Here is a 14,975-nt window from a genome sequence, read left to right as displayed (position 1 = left end):
TATAAGTTACTTCAACAACGGCTTCAAGAACTTCGCAGTATGGGAAACCTTAGATTTCACGACCTGTTCAGGTGTACCTTCGGCAATAATCTGACCGCCGCCCGCACCGCCTTCAGGGCCTAAGTCAATAATCCAGTCTGCGGTTTTCACCACATCCAAATTATGCTCAATCACTACAATGGTGTTCCCTTTGTTACGTAGCTCATACAGGATGTCGAGCAACTTGGCAATGTCATGGAAATGCAAGCCTGTGGTCGGTTCATCCAGTACATACAAGGTTTTACCCGTATCACGTTTTGCCAACTCTCGTGCCAGTTTTACCCGTTGAGCTTCACCGCCAGACAGTGTGGTTGCAGATTGCCCCAAACGGATATAACCCAAGCCAACTTGGTTTAACGTTTCTAAACGACGGTGAATCACAGGAATGGCTTCGAAGAAATGCATCGCATCTTCAACCGTCATATCCAATACATCAGAAATGTTTTTGCCTTTGTAGCCGACTTCCAACGTTTCACGGTTATAGCGTTTGCCATGACAGTTATCGCAGGGCACATACATATCGGGTAAAAAGTGCATGGCGACTTTAATCATGCCATCGCCTTCACAGGCTTCACAGCGTCCGCCTTTCACGTTAAAGGAGAAACGACCTGCCGCATAACCGCGGGCTTTGGCTTCTGGCGTTTGCGCAAACAATTCACGAATTGGGGTAAATAAACCTGTATAGGTGGCAGGATTCGAGCGTGGGGTACGCCCAATCGGGCTTTGGTCAATATCCACGACTTTATCGAGGAATTGCAAGCCATCAATCGAGTCAAACTTTTCAGCAGTTAACGTCGTTGCACCATTGAGTTGAGTCGCAGCCAATGGCAATAAAGTACGGTTAATCAGAGTCGATTTGCCTGAACCCGACACACCTGTAACACAGGTCATCACACCCAGTGGAATGGTGAGATCAACATCTTTTAGGTTGTGTCCAGCAGCACCCATGAGTTTAATCTGTTCGTCAGGACGTGGCGGTTGCGTACGCTGTTTAGGCACAGCAATTTTGAGTTTTCCAGACAGATATTGTCCTGTGAGTGAATCTTCATGACGTGCCAATTCATCTGCTGTACCTTCGGCAATAATCTCACCACCATGCACGCCCGCACCTGGGCCAATATCAATAATATGATCGGCTGCACGAATGGCATCTTCATCATGTTCGACCACCAACACGGTATTGCCGAGGTCACGCAAGCGCACCAGAGTTTCCAGTAGACGGTCATTGTCACGTTGATGCAGACCAATCGATGGCTCATCCAGCACGTACATGACGCCCATCAAGCCTGCGCCAATTTGCGAAGCCAGACGAATACGCTGTGCTTCACCGCCCGACAGGGTTTCGGCTGAACGCGACAGGCTCAGATAGTTCAATCCGACAGACACGAGGAAGTGTAGACGCTCACGAATTTCTTTAAAAATCTTGTCGGCAATTTCACCTTTGGCCCCTGTTAAATTCAGGGTTTGGTAATAGGCTGCCGCATCACCAATCGACATTTTAGTGATTTCAGCAATAGTTTTGTCTTTGACACGCACATTGCGGGAAATTTCGTTTAAACGTGAACCGCCGCAGGCATCACAAGCCGCATTGGATAAATACTGTGCCAAATCATCACGTACATAGTTACTCTCTGTTTCACGGTAACGACGCTCAAGATGCGGTAAAATCCCTTCAAAAGGTTGTACCCGATTGTGCTTGCGTCCACGCTCATCGATATAACTCAAATCGACTTTTTCTTTACCTGTACCGTATAAAAATTTCTTCTGGGTGTCTTTATCCAGCTCGTTCCACGGAGTATCGAGTGACAATTCGAAATGATCTGCAACTTTTTGAATCATGCTGTAGTAATACGGGCGTTGTCTGTCCCAACCACGGATGGCACCCTGACTAATTGACAGTTCTGAATTTGGAATGAGTTTGTCGGCACTGAAATGGCTACGTGTACCTAAACCATCACAGACAGGGCAGGCACCAAAGGGATTGTTAAATGAAAACAGGCGTGGTTCCAGTTCTGCTACAGCACGGTCACATTTAGGACAAGAGTGTTTGGCTGAAAAGACGCGATCAGGATGTTCGCCTTTCATCCATGACAGTACTGCAATATCACCGCCTAAACGTAGAGCGGTTTCAAAACTTTCTGCAATACGGTTGCCTAAGTCATCACGGACTTTAAAGCGGTCGACCACCACTTCAATGGTGTGCTTTTTCTTTTTGTCTAGTTCAGGGGGTGAATCAATATCGATGATTTCACCATCTACACGCGCGCGAACAAAACCTTGGCTTTGCAGTTGTTCAAATAGATTGCTGTATTCGCCTTTGCGCTCACGCACGACAGGCGCCAATAACATTAAAGCGGTGCCTTCTTCGAGGGTTTTGACTGCATCGACCATTTCCGAAATGGTTTGTGCCACCATTGGCAGGTCATGTTCAGGGCAAAAAGGCGTACCGACACGTGCATAAAGCAGACGTAAGTAGTCGTAAATTTCAGTAATAGTGCCTACAGTTGAACGCGGGTTGTGGCTAGTCGATTTTTGCTCAATGGCAATTGCAGGGCTTAAACCTTCAATCGAATCGACCTCAGGTTTTTCCATTTGCGATAAAAACTGGCGCGCATAGGCAGACAGCGACTCCACATAGCGACGTTGACCTTCGGCATACAAGGTGTCGAAAGCGAGAGAGGATTTACCTGAACCTGAAAGTCCCGTGATCACCACAAACTTGTCGCGGGGAATATCGAGGCTCACATTTTTTAAATTGTGGGTACGTGCACCTCGAATACGGATATGACTTTGGCTCATGAAAACATCTCAATTATTGTGCAAATAGAAACTTATATGATAGCGTTTTAAAATTGTTCAAGTCAGTGATCTGGATTTTTAAACGACAAATCATGACGGATAAATCCGCTTTGAACAATGTAGCGTATTTTAAGCAGCTATTATTAACATTCATTTGCCGTAGTGGCTACTGTAGAAATTTATCCTTGTGAAGTTACATAACTTTACTAGACGACTGGTCTAATAATAAAATATAGTCAGCTCATGAAACGATCAATGAAAAGTGAAGCCACCCGCCAGCATATTCTAGAGACTAGTTTTCCACTGGTCTTACAGAAAGGCTTTGTCGGGGTGGGGCTACAAGAAATCTTAAAAGCCTGTGACGTGCCAAAAGGCTCGTTCTACCATTATTTTGCCTCGAAAGAAGCCTTTGGCTGTGCACTGTTAGAGCAGTACATCACGGACTATAAAAATCAGGTAGAGCAGTTGTGGCAACTGACTGATGGCAGTGCCTATGCGCGATTGATGGCGTTATGGCAAGCGTGGATTGAAGACCCGATTCATGGCGGTTGGGCGGAAAACTGTCTGATTGTGAAATTGGCGGCAGAAGTTTCTGACTTGTCTGAAGATATGCGTCAAATCCTGAATTTCGGGGTGCAGAAATTAACCGAACGCGTCGCGACTTTGCTTGAGGAAGGACAGCAGGAAGGTTCCATTCCCACACATATTCAGCCTGTAAAAATGGCACAAGTGATGTATCAACTGTGGTTGGGTGCAGCCTTGCTGGCCAAATTGGCACAAGACAAAGCCCCTTTACATTTGGCACTTGAAACCACACAAAACCTCTTACAACCCATCAAGGATTAACCCATGCGCAGTATTATTCATCGTCGTTTTGGCGAACCAGTTGATGTATTAGAACAAGCAGATATGCCGCAACCTGAACCGAAAGCAGGGCAAGTCCGTTTAAAAGTGACTTTATCCCCGATTCATAACCATGATGTGTGGACAGTCCGTGGTAGCTATGGCTATAAGCCTGAACTACCTGCCATTGGGGGTAGTGAAGCGGTTGGAGTAATTGATGCATTGGGTGAAGGTGTTACAGGTTTTGAATTGGGACAGCGTGTTTCCGTAGCGGGCATTCATGGCAGTTGGGCAGAATATTGTCTGGCACCCGCAGCAGCACTGATTCCTTTACCTGATAGCATTGCAGATGAATTGGCAGCGCAATTGATTGCCATGCCTCTCAGCTCTTTAATGTTATTGGATTTTGCCAACTTAGAGTCAGGTCAGTGGATGATTCAAAACACTGCCAATGGTGCAGTGGGTAAAACCGTGGCGATGGCGGCACAAGCACGTGGCATTCATGTGATTAATTTAGTTCGTCGTCAAGAAGCGGTTGCCGAAATGACTGCTTTAGGCATCCAAAATGCAGTGGCAACTGATCAAGCCGATTGGAAAGCCCAAGTTAAAGCCATTCAGGGGGATCAGCCATTGATGGTTGGGGTCGATTCGATTGGGGGTAAAGCCAGCGGTGAATTGCTGAACTTATTGGGTGAAAACTCGCTATTGGTTTCCTTCGGGAGTATGACGGGTGAAACCATGCAGATCGAATCGGGCGATTTAATCTTTAAACAAGCCACAATCAAAGGATTTTGGGCGAGTGTGGTGAATCAGCATATGCCTGCGGAACGTAAAAAAGCGTTGGTGGTTGAATTGTTAACGCTCGCGGCACAGCAGAAATTGACTCTACCTGTCGAAGGAATTTATACCTTTGATCAGGTGTCGCAAGCCGCGGAAAAAGCAACCCAAGCAGCACGCCAAGGCAAAGTGTTATTTAAACCTTAATTTTGAAGGTTGAAGTGAGCCAAAAGGCTCACTTTTGCCATCGCAGATAAAACAACAAGGAAAATAAAAATGCTCGGACAAATTTTAGTGGGACTCATTGCAGTTTTGCATGTCTATATTTTAGTGCTAGAAATGTTTTTATGGGATAAACCTTATGGCTTGAAAGCCTTTGGCAATACCCCTGAAAAAGCCCAATTGACCAAGGTTATGGCACAAAATCAGGGATTGTATAACGGCTTCTTGGCAGCAGGTTTATTCTGGTCGTTGTGCGCACCTGAAAGTTATGCCTTAGCTTTGGCAAATTTCTTTTTAGGCTGTGTATTGGTAGCAGGGATTTATGGTGGTTTAACTGCCAGTAAAAAGATTATTTATATTCAGGCAGTGCCTGCGCTATTGGCGTTGTTGGCGGTCAATTTACTTTAAAAAATAAAACTGCATTGAGGTGTTAACCTATACATATCACCTTTGCTTGGGATGATTTAGCAAGCCAAGACAAATCGACGTTCAAAAATAGACTCAACGGACTCGAAAGCATGTTGCCTTGGCAGATCATGATGTTGGCGGGCGTAATAATTAATTTCTTTTTCTAAAATCTGCAGAAAGTGATTGTGGTGTTGAGCAAAATTTTACGCCAACAGAGCATCGTCCCATCTATCTGGAAGCAGATAGATGAGGTGGAATTGGCTCGAAATCCAAATTTTATCCTAGATATTTCCACTAAATGCACATGCAAGTTGGCCTTTAAAAGCGCAGAATATGGGGCTTGGCTAGATGGTGAAAGTATTGGGTAGAACCGAAGTATGTGGGCATTATTTTTAAAATGTATGTTGGGCGCAGCAGTCGTGCTGCTGATTTCAATTTTATCGAAAAGTAAGGCTTTTTATATTGCGGGCTTGGTTCCGCTGTTTCCCACTTTTGCTCTGATTGCACATGTGATTGTCTACCAACAAAAAGGGGCAGAAGCCTTACAAAAAACTGCGTTGTTTGGCTTATGGTCTCTGATTCCTTATGCCATTTATTTAGCTGCTGTTTATGTGTTGGCGACGCGCATGTCAATGTGGTCATGTTTGGGTCTGGCGACACTCAGTTGGGTTGTGGCTGCGGCAGGTTTAATTTATGCGTGGCAAATCTTTCAGCATTGAAAAGATTAAGCCAAGTGTCTTAATCTTTTCAATCGAGATGCACTTATGATGCTTTCAGAACGCGGTCTTTGAGAATACGTTCAGCCATACGAAGCATTTTCTTGCGAGACAAAATACGGGGCAATTGAGCGGTGAGATAGTTGCTACACCCGACAATCACAGATGTTTTGTTTTGATCGAGGGCTGCTAATGTGGCTGAAACGACGTCATCAACTGAAGAGCTTTTCATGCCGCGAGTATCGGCATTTGCCACCTGTGTAAAGTTGGTTTCGGTATTGCCAGGGCAAACCGCCAAGAATTTAACCCCTGAAGATGCATATTCTCCTGCAAGTGCTTCAGTAAAATTAAGCACGTAAGATTTGCTTGCTCCATAGACCGCAATATAAGGCAAAGGCTGGAACGCTGCTGTCGATGCGATATTGATCATGATACCTTTTTTGCTCGTCAGCATTTGTGGCAAAAATAAGTAACATAAGGACGTTACACTATTCATGTTAAGCATGATCATTTCGTTGTAGGTTGCGGCAGATTGATCTAGAAATTGACTCCATTTTCCAAATCCAGCGTTGTTAATTAAAATGTCGACCGATAATTTTCGTGTTTGTACTTCATCAAACAGCTTTTGTGCGGCATGGGGTTGAGCCAAATCTAGACCAATCACTTCAACCTGAATGTTGTATTTTTCTTGAAGTTCATGGGCTAACTCATTCAGTTTTTGTTCAGAGCGCGCGGTTAAAATTAGGTGAATGCCTAAAGATGCAAGCTTTTGCGCATAGGCTTTGCCAATTCCTGAAGATGCACCTGTAATTAATGCTGTTGAATTTTTATAGCTAGAAAGATGAGAACTCATTTTATAGATCCAAAATAAAAGGAGTTCTGACCATAAACCTTTCCCCTAAGGGCAGAGTCAAGCTTTAATTTGCGGACTCGTTGATTGACTGCGCTATCCCGCGCTGTGGTCGGTCATATAAGTTTGGGTAATTTCATCTTCTAATTGCTTTAAGTTTTCTTGTAAACGGTTTAAGGCTTGTTGGTGTTCTAAAATTTGCTGATGCTTGTTGGCGATTAAAGCCTTCGCCACTTCTACAGGAAATCGGTTCTGTTGATATTTTAAAACCGAAAGGTCGTAAAGCTCGGCAAGACTAAATCCAACCGCTTGGGCAAGGCGAATCATTTTGACCGATTGGACATCAATCGCGGCATAAATACGATAATTTCCCTTTCTTTTTGCAACGGGCAATAAACCGAGTTTTTCATAATGCCGAATGGCTTTTGGGGTGGTGCCTGTTAAAGCAGCCAATTCTCCAATATACATATTTTTCTCAATCGTTTTAAAGATGACCATGAGACAAAAGACCTCATGATCAGTGCAATATAGGTTTCAATTATAGATGGTCTAAACCCAACCATTGTCTTTGATGATAAGCACTGTCCCAGAATAACCATTCGAGTTTGGCACCCATACGATACGCCGCATGCATTTTTTCTAAGGTGTCAGCATCACAACGTGCGGCGACTTTATTTACAGTGGCAATGACATTGCGCACGGCAGTATGGAATTCTTCGCCTGCATAGGTATCAATCCAAGCTTGGTACGGATTGTTAGCTACAGAATGCTGCACAATGTCTTGACCAACTTCGGCATAAATCCAGAAGCAAGGTAACAATGCAGCCAGCACGACAGGATAACTTTCTGACCATGCCGTCGCGCTTAAAAATGACGTGTAATGATGACAAGCCAAGGTCAGTGGTGTGGTTTCAAATTGTTGTTTAGACACATCAAATTCTTGCATAAAGCTGTCATGCAAACTGCGCTCAACCACAATCGCAATCTTTGCGGCGTCCGAAAATTGCATGACATCATCGGCTTCATACGCTTTTGCTGCACATACCGCGAGGGCACGGCCATACGCCAATAAATAATGTGCATCTTGAATAACATAATGAGAAAAAGCTTCACGGCTAAGTGTGCCTTGTGCAAGCTCTTGATTGAAAGGAAGCGCTAAAGTTTTTTGGTAGAGGTCGAGATTACGCTGCCACAATTGTTCAGAAAAAAGCATGTGGGTTTCCTGGTCTATCTTTACAAATTATGGCGACTAGACTAACCCAAGCATGCTCAATAGACGACCCATTTTTGCAGAGTGGGGGGCTTCACAGAAAAAATCGCAGAACAATTTTGGTTTAGCGCGTAAAAGCGTCATAATATCGCGCATGAATTTTTATGCTGTAGTCATGCTATAGCGCTCTTATTATCCAAAGGTCACTTCGTTATGATGAAACATTTTGGTTTCTCGATCTTATTTACGATTGTGTGTCTTGCAATTTCTGCTTATTGGGGCTTTACGCATGGTCCTGACGCAGGCTTGAAGACCATGTTTACTGCGTTAACCATTACCGCGATTTTGGCGGTGATGGAAGTTTCTTTGTCGTTTGATAATGCGGTCGTGAATGCTTCTGTACTTCGCGGATGGGATCATTTTTGGAAAATGATCTTCTTAACCGTGGGTATCATTATTGCTGTATTTGGCATGCGTCTGGTGTTCCCTATTGTGATTGTGGCAGTAACTGCCGATATGGGCATGCTAGAAGTAGTGAAAATGGCCTTGAATGAGCCACAGCAATATTCAGAAAAACTGATGGCCCATCATGCCGAAATTGCCGCCTTTGGTGGCGCGTTCTTATTGCTGGTGTTTTTGAATTTCTTCTTTGATGAAGGTAAAGACACCCATTGGTTTAAATGGTTAGAGCACCGTTTAGCCAATTTAGCCAACGTGCCTGCAATGTCCGTCTTTATTTCTCTGATTGCGTTATTGATCATGGCAGCCAATGTTTCAGATGCTGAACGTTTGTTGGTGACGATGGCGGGTATTTGGGGCATCGTGGTGTATATCGGCGTGCAAGTGCTGAGTCATTTGTTGGGTGGTGAGCCTGAAATTGATGAAGAAGGCAATGCTGTGGCACATGATGCCAGTGGTGCATCTACAGGCGTGATCAAAGCAGGTCTAGGTGGCTTCATTTATCTTGAAGTCCTCGATGCTTCATTCAGCTTTGATGGTGTAATTGGTGCATTTGCGATTACTTCGGATGTAGTCATCATTATGCTGGGTCTTGCTATTGGTGCAATGTTTGTGCGTTCAATGACCATTTATCTGGTTGAAAAAGGCACTCTAGATGCCTACATTTTCCTTGAACATGGTGCACATTATGCGATTGGTGCGTTGGCATTTATTATGTTGGCCAGTGGTACAGGCGTACATGTTCCAGAAGTGGTGACGGGTTTAATTGGTGTCGCTTTTATTGTTTGGGCAGTGATGGCCTCAATTCAATATAGCAAACGCCAAGGGCAGCAAGGCTAAACCTTTAATGTGAACGAAATGTCCACACAGTAGAATTCAGGGTGCATTGAATTGCGCCCTTTTTTCTTGAGATAATTCAGAATCGCCACGCATTCATATCTGAATGTTGTAGCATAACCTCCAAATTCAACGCATTTAAGTCTATTGATATGATGAATTCCTTAGAACGCCGCTCGACCTTTGCTTTAAGCAGTATTTTTGCATTGCGCATGTTGGGTCTGTTCATGATTATTCCAGTCTTTTCCGTGGCTGGTCAGTCGTATCAACATGCGACACCTGCGTTGATAGGTTTGGCAGTAGGCGTGTATGGATTAAGCCAAGCCATTTTACAAATTCCGTTTAGCTTGATTGCCGATCGTTTTAGCCGTAAACCTTTGGTGGTGCTGGGCTTATTGTTGTTTGCAATTGGTGGGGCAGTTGCGGCGATGTCGGACAGCATTTATGGGGTCATTATTGGTCGTGCCATTGCGGGTGCGGGTGCGGTTTCTGCGGTGGTGATGGCTTTACTGGCCGATGTCACCCGTGAAGAGCAACGTACCAAGGCCATGGCTGCCATGGGAATGAGTATTGGTTTGTCTTTTGTGGTGGCATTTAGTTTGGGGCCATGGTTGACCAGTTTGGTGGGAATTTCAGGGCTGTTTTGGGTTACAACCATTATGGGTTTAGCGGCAATTGCCATGTTGTTGCTGGTACCCAAAGTGACTCGACATCATAAAAACTTCCAGCAAGGCTATTTGGCACAGTTAAAGCAAGTGCTGAAAATGTCAGATCTGAATCGGTTACATGTGTCCGTATTTACCCTGCATTTATTGCTCACGGCAATGTTTATTTATGTGCCATCTCAATTAATTGAATTTGCAAAAATTCCATTAGCCAAGCATGGTTTAATTTATCTGCCTTTGCTGGTCATTAGCCTGTTTTTTGCTTTCCCCAGTATTATTGTGGCGGAAAAATATCGCAAAATGCGCAGTATTTTTCTCACTGCAATTGCAGGCATCATTTTAGGTTTAATTACCCTCATTTTTGGCTATGAATCTAAATATATCTTATTGATCGGACTGGGTTTATTCTTCATTGCCTTTAACGTCATGGAAGCTTTATTGCCATCGTGGCTGTCTAAAGCTGCACCGATTCAGTCCAAAGCCACAGCGATGGGCGTAAATGCCAGTAGTCAGTTTTTAGGGGCATTTTTTGGCGGTACGCTAGGCGGTCAATTATTGATGCTGAATAACACGGCATTGGGTTGGAGTATCCTCACGGCAATTGCTATAATTTGGCTACTCATCAGTTTTGGATTGGCTCAACCACGTTATCTTTCATCGTTGGTGTTGCGCTTACCTGAAAATAAACAAACAGATGAGTGGACTTCTCAACTTTTAGCGATTCGTGGTATTGAAGAAGTCGTGGTGATGTCGGACCAGCAAGTGGCGTATGTGAAAGTGGACAAGCAGCGAATTGATGAAGCTGCGCGACAACATTTAACGCAGTTGTTGGGGAAAGAGGTAGCCATTTAAGCATAACTCTTATAAAGTAAATAATAGAAATAGATAGGAAGTAAACATCAGATGCGCGGTGTAAATAAAGTTATTTTAGTCGGTACATTAGGCCGAGATCCTGAAACGAAAACTTTTCCAAATGGGGGCTCGCTTACTCAGTTTTCAATCGCTACCAGCGATTCTTGGACTGACAAAAGCACAGGTGAACGTAAAGAACAAACTGAATGGCACCGAATTGTCTTACACAATCGTTTAGGTGAAATTGCACAGCAATATTTACGTAAAGGTTCAAAGGTTTATATTGAAGGTTCATTGCGTACGCGTCAATGGACAGACCAAAATGGTCAAGAACGTTACACCACAGAGATTCGTGGTGAACAAATGCAAATGCTCGATTCAAACCGTCAGCAAGGCGAAGGCGTACCGAGCGATAACGCAGGGTTTAACCAACCACGTTTCAATAATAATCAAAACAGTGGTTATGGCAATAACACAGGTTATAACAACAATAACAACCAAGGTTATGGCAACACTGGCGGATTTAATAATAATCAGGCAGGTGGCAATACCCAAGGGGGCTATAGCAATGCACCTAAAGCCGCACCTTCTGCACCAGCGCCTGCCGATTTGGATGATGATTTACCGTTCTAATTGAGGTAAATACCTCAGTCCAATTGCCTCCAAACACTTAAAACCTTCTTGGCCTCGCTAGGAAGGTTTTTTTATTTAGTCTGGCTACACAATGTCAAGCCATACTAAAGTTATAGATAATAAATAACCGATGCATTTTAGAATATGGAGTACTGCAATAGGCATGCATTTTAATGATTTATTCATGATAACAATTTGATATATATCTATTTTTTTATTAAATATGCGCTGTATTTAGCAGTTGAAAACCCCGAATAATAACATTAATGCACAAAAATAGTGCATAAAAACAACAATTGGCTCTTTCCTTCATAAGAAAAGTGGCTCTCGTTTCTTGAGTGCCAAACCGACAAATTAAGCCTATATAGAAGTATGCATACGGAAACGTCGGATTTGCCCACTCCATCCTTTCTCCTTAGGCGATTGGGCAGATTCACCAAAAAATTAGGAATATCGATGACCTAGGGTAAACCAACTTTGGGACAGCTATATTTCTATCATGTTAAGGAAAATTGTATGGCTGGACATCAAACGTCAGGAGCCAACGGCTCTCAAGGCTTACATAACGGGCTTAAATCTCGCCATTTGACCATGATCTCAATTGCAGGTGTCATTGGTGGTTCTTTATTTGTCGGTTCAGGCAGCATTATTTATAACACTGGACCTGTGGTTTTTCTCACTTATGCTTTAGGTGGTTTATTGGTTTGGTTCATCATGCGAATGCTTGGTGAAATGGCTGTTTTAAACCCTGACAGTGGTTCTTTTTCCACTTATGCTGACCGTGCTATTGGTCGTTGGGCGGGTTTCTCGATTGGTTGGTTATATTGGTGTACGCTTGCCATGCTCATGGGCTGGGAAGCGTATGTTGCAGGTAAAATTTTAAATAGCTGGTTTCCATTTATTCCAATCTGGGCCTATATGGTGGTTGTGATTGGTGCTTTGGTCGCGGTCAATTTACAAAACGTGAAAAACTATGGTGAATTCGAATTCTGGTTTGCCCTGATCAAAGTCATCGCGATTGTGATTTTCCTTGTACTGGGGAGTCTAGCGATTATGCACTTATGGCCGTGGGGTAATCCTGCTGCATCTGGTATCAGCAATTTGACTTCGCAAGGTTTTATGCCCAATGGAGCATCCTCGGTCATTACTGCCTTACTGGGGGTGATGTTTGCCTATATTGGTGCTGAAATTGTCACGGTTGCAGCTGCAGAATCAGCGGATCCTTCAAAAGAAATTCGCAAGGCTTCTAACTCAGTGGTTTGGCGTATTATCTTGTTCTATGTGGGTTCAATGTTTGTAGCCGTGTGTTTGATTCCACACAACAATGAACTATTAAAAGATTCGACTTGGGGTACGTATAGTGTGACCCTGACCGCACTGGGAATTCCTGGCGCACGTCATATTGTCAACTTCGTTGTACTGACTTCGGTTTGTAGTTGCTTTAACTCGGCACTGTACACTTGTTCACGTATGTTGTTCTCTTTAGGCAAACGTGGTGATGCTCCGAAGAGTTTTGGTACGGTGAACCGTCATGGTAGTCCAGCGGTAGGTGTCATTGTTTCTTGTCTCTTCTCTGTGATTGCGGTGCTTTTAACAGCAACCAAGAGTATGGATGTCTATGATGTTTTCATGCTGACGACAGGTGCAGCAACATTATATGTGTACTTGGCGATCGCTTATTCACAACTTCGTATGCGTAAAAAGCTCGAAGCTGAAGGGGTACAAATTGACTTTAAAATGTGGATGTTCCCTTATGTAACTTATGGCGTGATCATTGCCATTATTGGGGCTATTCTGACCATGTTGATTGAAGGTACCTATTTTAAAGAAGTGATCTATACCACAGTGTTGTTCGGTACGATTGTGTTCTTTGGCTTGTTGTCTGAAAAATTAGGCTGGGGCAAAGAGCGTAGAGCATCACATTTAGGGCATAGCAATAAACAGAAGCTGGTTTAATCTTCGCTGATCTAAATTTAAAAAAAGAGTCTCCATATGGAGACTCTTTTTTTGATGGCATGAAAAAAATTAATTCACGGTGGGTACACCTGCTTCACGCAGACATTGTAATAGCACACCAAACGACATCACCATATCGCGCTCATTCACACAGGCAAAGCCCATCAGCAGGCCACGCTGTGCGCGTGCGTGTGAGTGCATATAATATTGAGACAATGGGCGAACTTTAATGCCGCGCTCCAAGGCGGTGGAGGCAATCGCCACATCATCGCACTGTTCAGGCAGCTTCATCACCAGATGCAGCCCTGAAACATGACTGTATTCGTGGACAAATTCGGGACCCAAGTAGCGATGGATTAAATCGACCAGATAAGCACGACGTTTACCATACAGCAGACGCATACGTCGAATATGCGCTTCATAATGTCCTTCACGAATAAACACCGCTAAAGCTTTTTGTTCGAGTAAATGTCCACCACGATACAATTCTGCGGCCAAAATTCGTAATGGTGAAAACAGCGAACGGGGCACCACCAAGTAGCCAATACGTAGGGCAGGATAAATGGTTTTACTGAACGTTCCCATGTAGATGACGGGAGCATCTGACTCTAAACCTTGCAGTGATGGATAAGGTTGTCCCGAAAAGCGGAATTCACTGTCGTAGTCATCTTCCACAATCCAGCTATTATTTTGTTTGGCAATACTCAAAAGCTGCTTGCGTCGTTCTAAACTCAGATGCGAGCCTAATGGGTATTGATGTGATGGTGTCACAAAAATCAGCTTGGGTGGCTTTTTCGGATTTTGTTCTGGAATAATCCCATCAGCATCTACAGGCATAGGAAGAATGTCTAGGCCATTAATACGCAAAGTATTACGCATGCCCCAATAGGCTGGATCTTCAATCCAGACTTGATCGCCAATATCACACAGGGCACGTGAAACCAGATCAATGGCTTGATGGATGCCTTCCGTAATAATGATCTGGTCGGTATCGCATTGAACTGAGCGAGCGACACGTAAGTAATCGGCCAGTGCACTACGTAGCTCTAAACAGCCCCCCGCATTGCTGTAAATTAATTGTTCAATATTGGGTTCACGGTTTAAACGTGCTTGAATCCGACTAAAAATATGGTGCGGAAATTCAGTCACATCAGGCGCACCGGGTACAAAAGCCCCCCATTGATGTGGAGATGCCGCGGCATGTCCCATCACTTGTGTGCCACGTTGTGATAAAGACGCATTTTTTTTGGCTTTGGCAATCCCTTCAACTTTTTTGCCATGAATGGTGTTTAAAAACACTTCGGGTAAGTGTTCTGCAACCCAAGTGCCGTGACCTGTACGCGCCTCTAAATAACCTTCGGCTTGCAGTTGCTCGTAGGCAGACAGCACGGTATTGCGTGATACCTTGACTTCACTGGCCAAATCACGAGAGGCAGGTAAACGCGTTTTAGGCTGAATGACGCCTTCGGTAATCGCACCTCTCAAGCAACGGAATAAACGCTGATGCAGCTTACCTTCCGTATCCTGCTGGAGACGTTGTAATAAATGATCACCTAACAAACTGCGCAATTGGCTCTCTCCTACAGTTAAAAAGTGGCTCTGGTCAGTTGAGCCAAGAAACGCGAAATTACAGTCATAGGCAGTCATTGTAAAGCATCCTGAAATTAGGCGAACGGATGCATAGACCAAAGCTGTAATTGACGATGAAA

13 protein-coding genes are annotated in these 14,975 nt (G+C 44.0%); 8 read left to right on the top strand and 5 right to left on the bottom strand.

Features of this window, described 5'->3' with window-relative positions; genetic code table 11:
* Window positions 1-6: 6 nt before the first annotated feature.
* A complete protein-coding gene (gene uvrA, locus E0H87_RS14035; protein WP_131324152.1) occupies window positions 7-2,838 on the bottom strand; it encodes an excinuclease ABC subunit UvrA in 2,832 nt (943 codons plus the stop codon).
* Window positions 2,839-3,081: 243 nt separating this feature from the next.
* Here uvrA and E0H87_RS14030 point away from each other — a divergent pair, with 243 nt between their 5' ends.
* From E0H87_RS14030 to E0H87_RS14015, 4 genes are all read left to right on the top strand, one after another.
* Window positions 3,082-3,684 (top strand): TetR/AcrR family transcriptional regulator, encoded by a 603-nt coding sequence (locus tag E0H87_RS14030; RefSeq protein WP_131324151.1) that lies wholly within the window; start codon window positions 3,082-3,084, stop codon window positions 3,682-3,684.
* 3 nt (window positions 3,685-3,687) lie between these two features.
* Window positions 3,688-4,665, top strand: a complete 978-nt coding sequence (locus tag E0H87_RS14025; protein ID WP_131324150.1) for a zinc-binding dehydrogenase — start codon at window positions 3,688-3,690, stop codon at window positions 4,663-4,665.
* Between the two features lie 69 nt (window positions 4,666-4,734).
* The gene (locus E0H87_RS14020) at window positions 4,735-5,088 is read left to right on the top strand and encodes a DUF1304 domain-containing protein (protein ID WP_131324149.1); all 354 of its coding nucleotides are present in this window, start codon (window positions 4,735-4,737) and stop codon (window positions 5,086-5,088) included.
* Window positions 5,089-5,465: 377 nt separating this feature from the next.
* On the top strand, window positions 5,466-5,807 hold the full coding sequence (locus E0H87_RS14015) for a GlpM family protein (protein ID WP_131324148.1): 342 nt from the start codon (window positions 5,466-5,468) through the stop codon (window positions 5,805-5,807).
* Window positions 5,808-5,850: 43 nt separating this feature from the next.
* Here E0H87_RS14015 and E0H87_RS14010 read toward each other — a convergent pair whose 3' ends face one another.
* From E0H87_RS14010 to tenA, 3 genes are all read right to left on the bottom strand, one after another.
* Window positions 5,851-6,657, bottom strand: coding sequence for an SDR family NAD(P)-dependent oxidoreductase (locus E0H87_RS14010; protein WP_131324147.1), 807 nt, complete (start codon window positions 6,655-6,657; stop codon window positions 5,851-5,853).
* Window positions 6,658-6,750: 93 nt separating this feature from the next.
* Window positions 6,751-7,122 (bottom strand): MerR family transcriptional regulator, encoded by a 372-nt coding sequence (locus E0H87_RS14005; RefSeq protein ID WP_131324146.1) that lies wholly within the window; start codon window positions 7,120-7,122, stop codon window positions 6,751-6,753.
* 70 nt (window positions 7,123-7,192) lie between these two features.
* Complete coding sequence (tenA, locus tag E0H87_RS14000) at window positions 7,193-7,867, bottom strand: thiaminase II (RefSeq protein ID WP_131324145.1); 675 nt, start codon at window positions 7,865-7,867, stop codon at window positions 7,193-7,195.
* 210 nt (window positions 7,868-8,077) lie between these two features.
* Between tenA and E0H87_RS13995 the strand changes: the two genes are divergently transcribed.
* The 4 genes from E0H87_RS13995 (at window position 8,078) to E0H87_RS13980 (ending at window position 13,266) form a co-directional block, all read left to right on the top strand.
* A complete protein-coding gene (locus E0H87_RS13995; RefSeq protein ID WP_131324144.1) occupies window positions 8,078-9,163 on the top strand; it encodes a DUF475 domain-containing protein in 1,086 nt (361 codons plus the stop codon).
* 149 nt (window positions 9,164-9,312) lie between these two features.
* A complete protein-coding gene (locus E0H87_RS13990) occupies window positions 9,313-10,677 on the top strand; it encodes an MFS transporter (protein WP_131324143.1) in 1,365 nt (454 codons plus the stop codon).
* 51 nt (window positions 10,678-10,728) lie between these two features.
* Window positions 10,729-11,310, top strand: a complete 582-nt coding sequence (ssb, locus tag E0H87_RS13985) for a single-stranded DNA-binding protein (protein ID WP_131324142.1) — start codon at window positions 10,729-10,731, stop codon at window positions 11,308-11,310.
* Window positions 11,311-11,826: 516 nt separating this feature from the next.
* The gene (locus E0H87_RS13980; RefSeq protein WP_131324141.1) at window positions 11,827-13,266 is read left to right on the top strand and encodes an amino acid permease; all 1,440 of its coding nucleotides are present in this window, start codon (window positions 11,827-11,829) and stop codon (window positions 13,264-13,266) included.
* 69 nt (window positions 13,267-13,335) lie between these two features.
* Here the strand turns inward: E0H87_RS13980 and E0H87_RS13975 are convergent, their stop codons facing one another.
* Entirely contained in the window at window positions 13,336-14,835 is a 1,500-nt protein-coding gene (locus E0H87_RS13975) for a PLP-dependent aminotransferase family protein (protein WP_205677758.1), read from the bottom strand.
* Window positions 14,836-14,975: the final 140 nt, after the last annotated feature.

Origin of the sequence: Acinetobacter sp. ANC 4178 (assembly GCF_004331175.1) — a bacterium.
Classification (GTDB): domain Bacteria; phylum Pseudomonadota; class Gammaproteobacteria; order Pseudomonadales; family Moraxellaceae; genus Acinetobacter.
The sequence above is the reverse complement of the archived record's forward strand: the minus strand, read 5'-3'. Positions and strand labels throughout refer to the sequence as shown.

What these genes read in the sequence shown, in the direction of transcription:
- uvrA (WP_131324152.1), bottom strand. Translation starts at nt 2,838, where the DNA reads ATGAGCCAAAGTCATATCCGTATTCGAGGTGCACGTACCCACAATTTA.
- E0H87_RS14030 (WP_131324151.1), top strand. Translation starts at nt 3,082, where the DNA reads ATGAAACGATCAATGAAAAGTGAAGCCACCCGCCAGCATATTCTAGAG.
- E0H87_RS14025 (WP_131324150.1), top strand. Translation starts at nt 3,688, where the DNA reads ATGCGCAGTATTATTCATCGTCGTTTTGGCGAACCAGTTGATGTATTA.
- E0H87_RS14020 (WP_131324149.1), top strand. Translation starts at nt 4,735, where the DNA reads ATGCTCGGACAAATTTTAGTGGGACTCATTGCAGTTTTGCATGTCTAT.
- E0H87_RS14015 (WP_131324148.1), top strand. Translation starts at nt 5,466, where the DNA reads ATGTGGGCATTATTTTTAAAATGTATGTTGGGCGCAGCAGTCGTGCTG.
- E0H87_RS14010 (WP_131324147.1), bottom strand. Translation starts at nt 6,657, where the DNA reads ATGAGTTCTCATCTTTCTAGCTATAAAAATTCAACAGCATTAATTACA.
- E0H87_RS14005 (WP_131324146.1), bottom strand. Translation starts at nt 7,122, where the DNA reads ATGTATATTGGAGAATTGGCTGCTTTAACAGGCACCACCCCAAAAGCC.
- tenA (WP_131324145.1), bottom strand. Translation starts at nt 7,867, where the DNA reads ATGCTTTTTTCTGAACAATTGTGGCAGCGTAATCTCGACCTCTACCAA.
- E0H87_RS13995 (WP_131324144.1), top strand. Translation starts at nt 8,078, where the DNA reads ATGATGAAACATTTTGGTTTCTCGATCTTATTTACGATTGTGTGTCTT.
- E0H87_RS13990 (WP_131324143.1), top strand. Translation starts at nt 9,313, where the DNA reads ATGATGAATTCCTTAGAACGCCGCTCGACCTTTGCTTTAAGCAGTATT.
- ssb (WP_131324142.1), top strand. Translation starts at nt 10,729, where the DNA reads ATGCGCGGTGTAAATAAAGTTATTTTAGTCGGTACATTAGGCCGAGAT.
- E0H87_RS13980 (WP_131324141.1), top strand. Translation starts at nt 11,827, where the DNA reads ATGGCTGGACATCAAACGTCAGGAGCCAACGGCTCTCAAGGCTTACAT.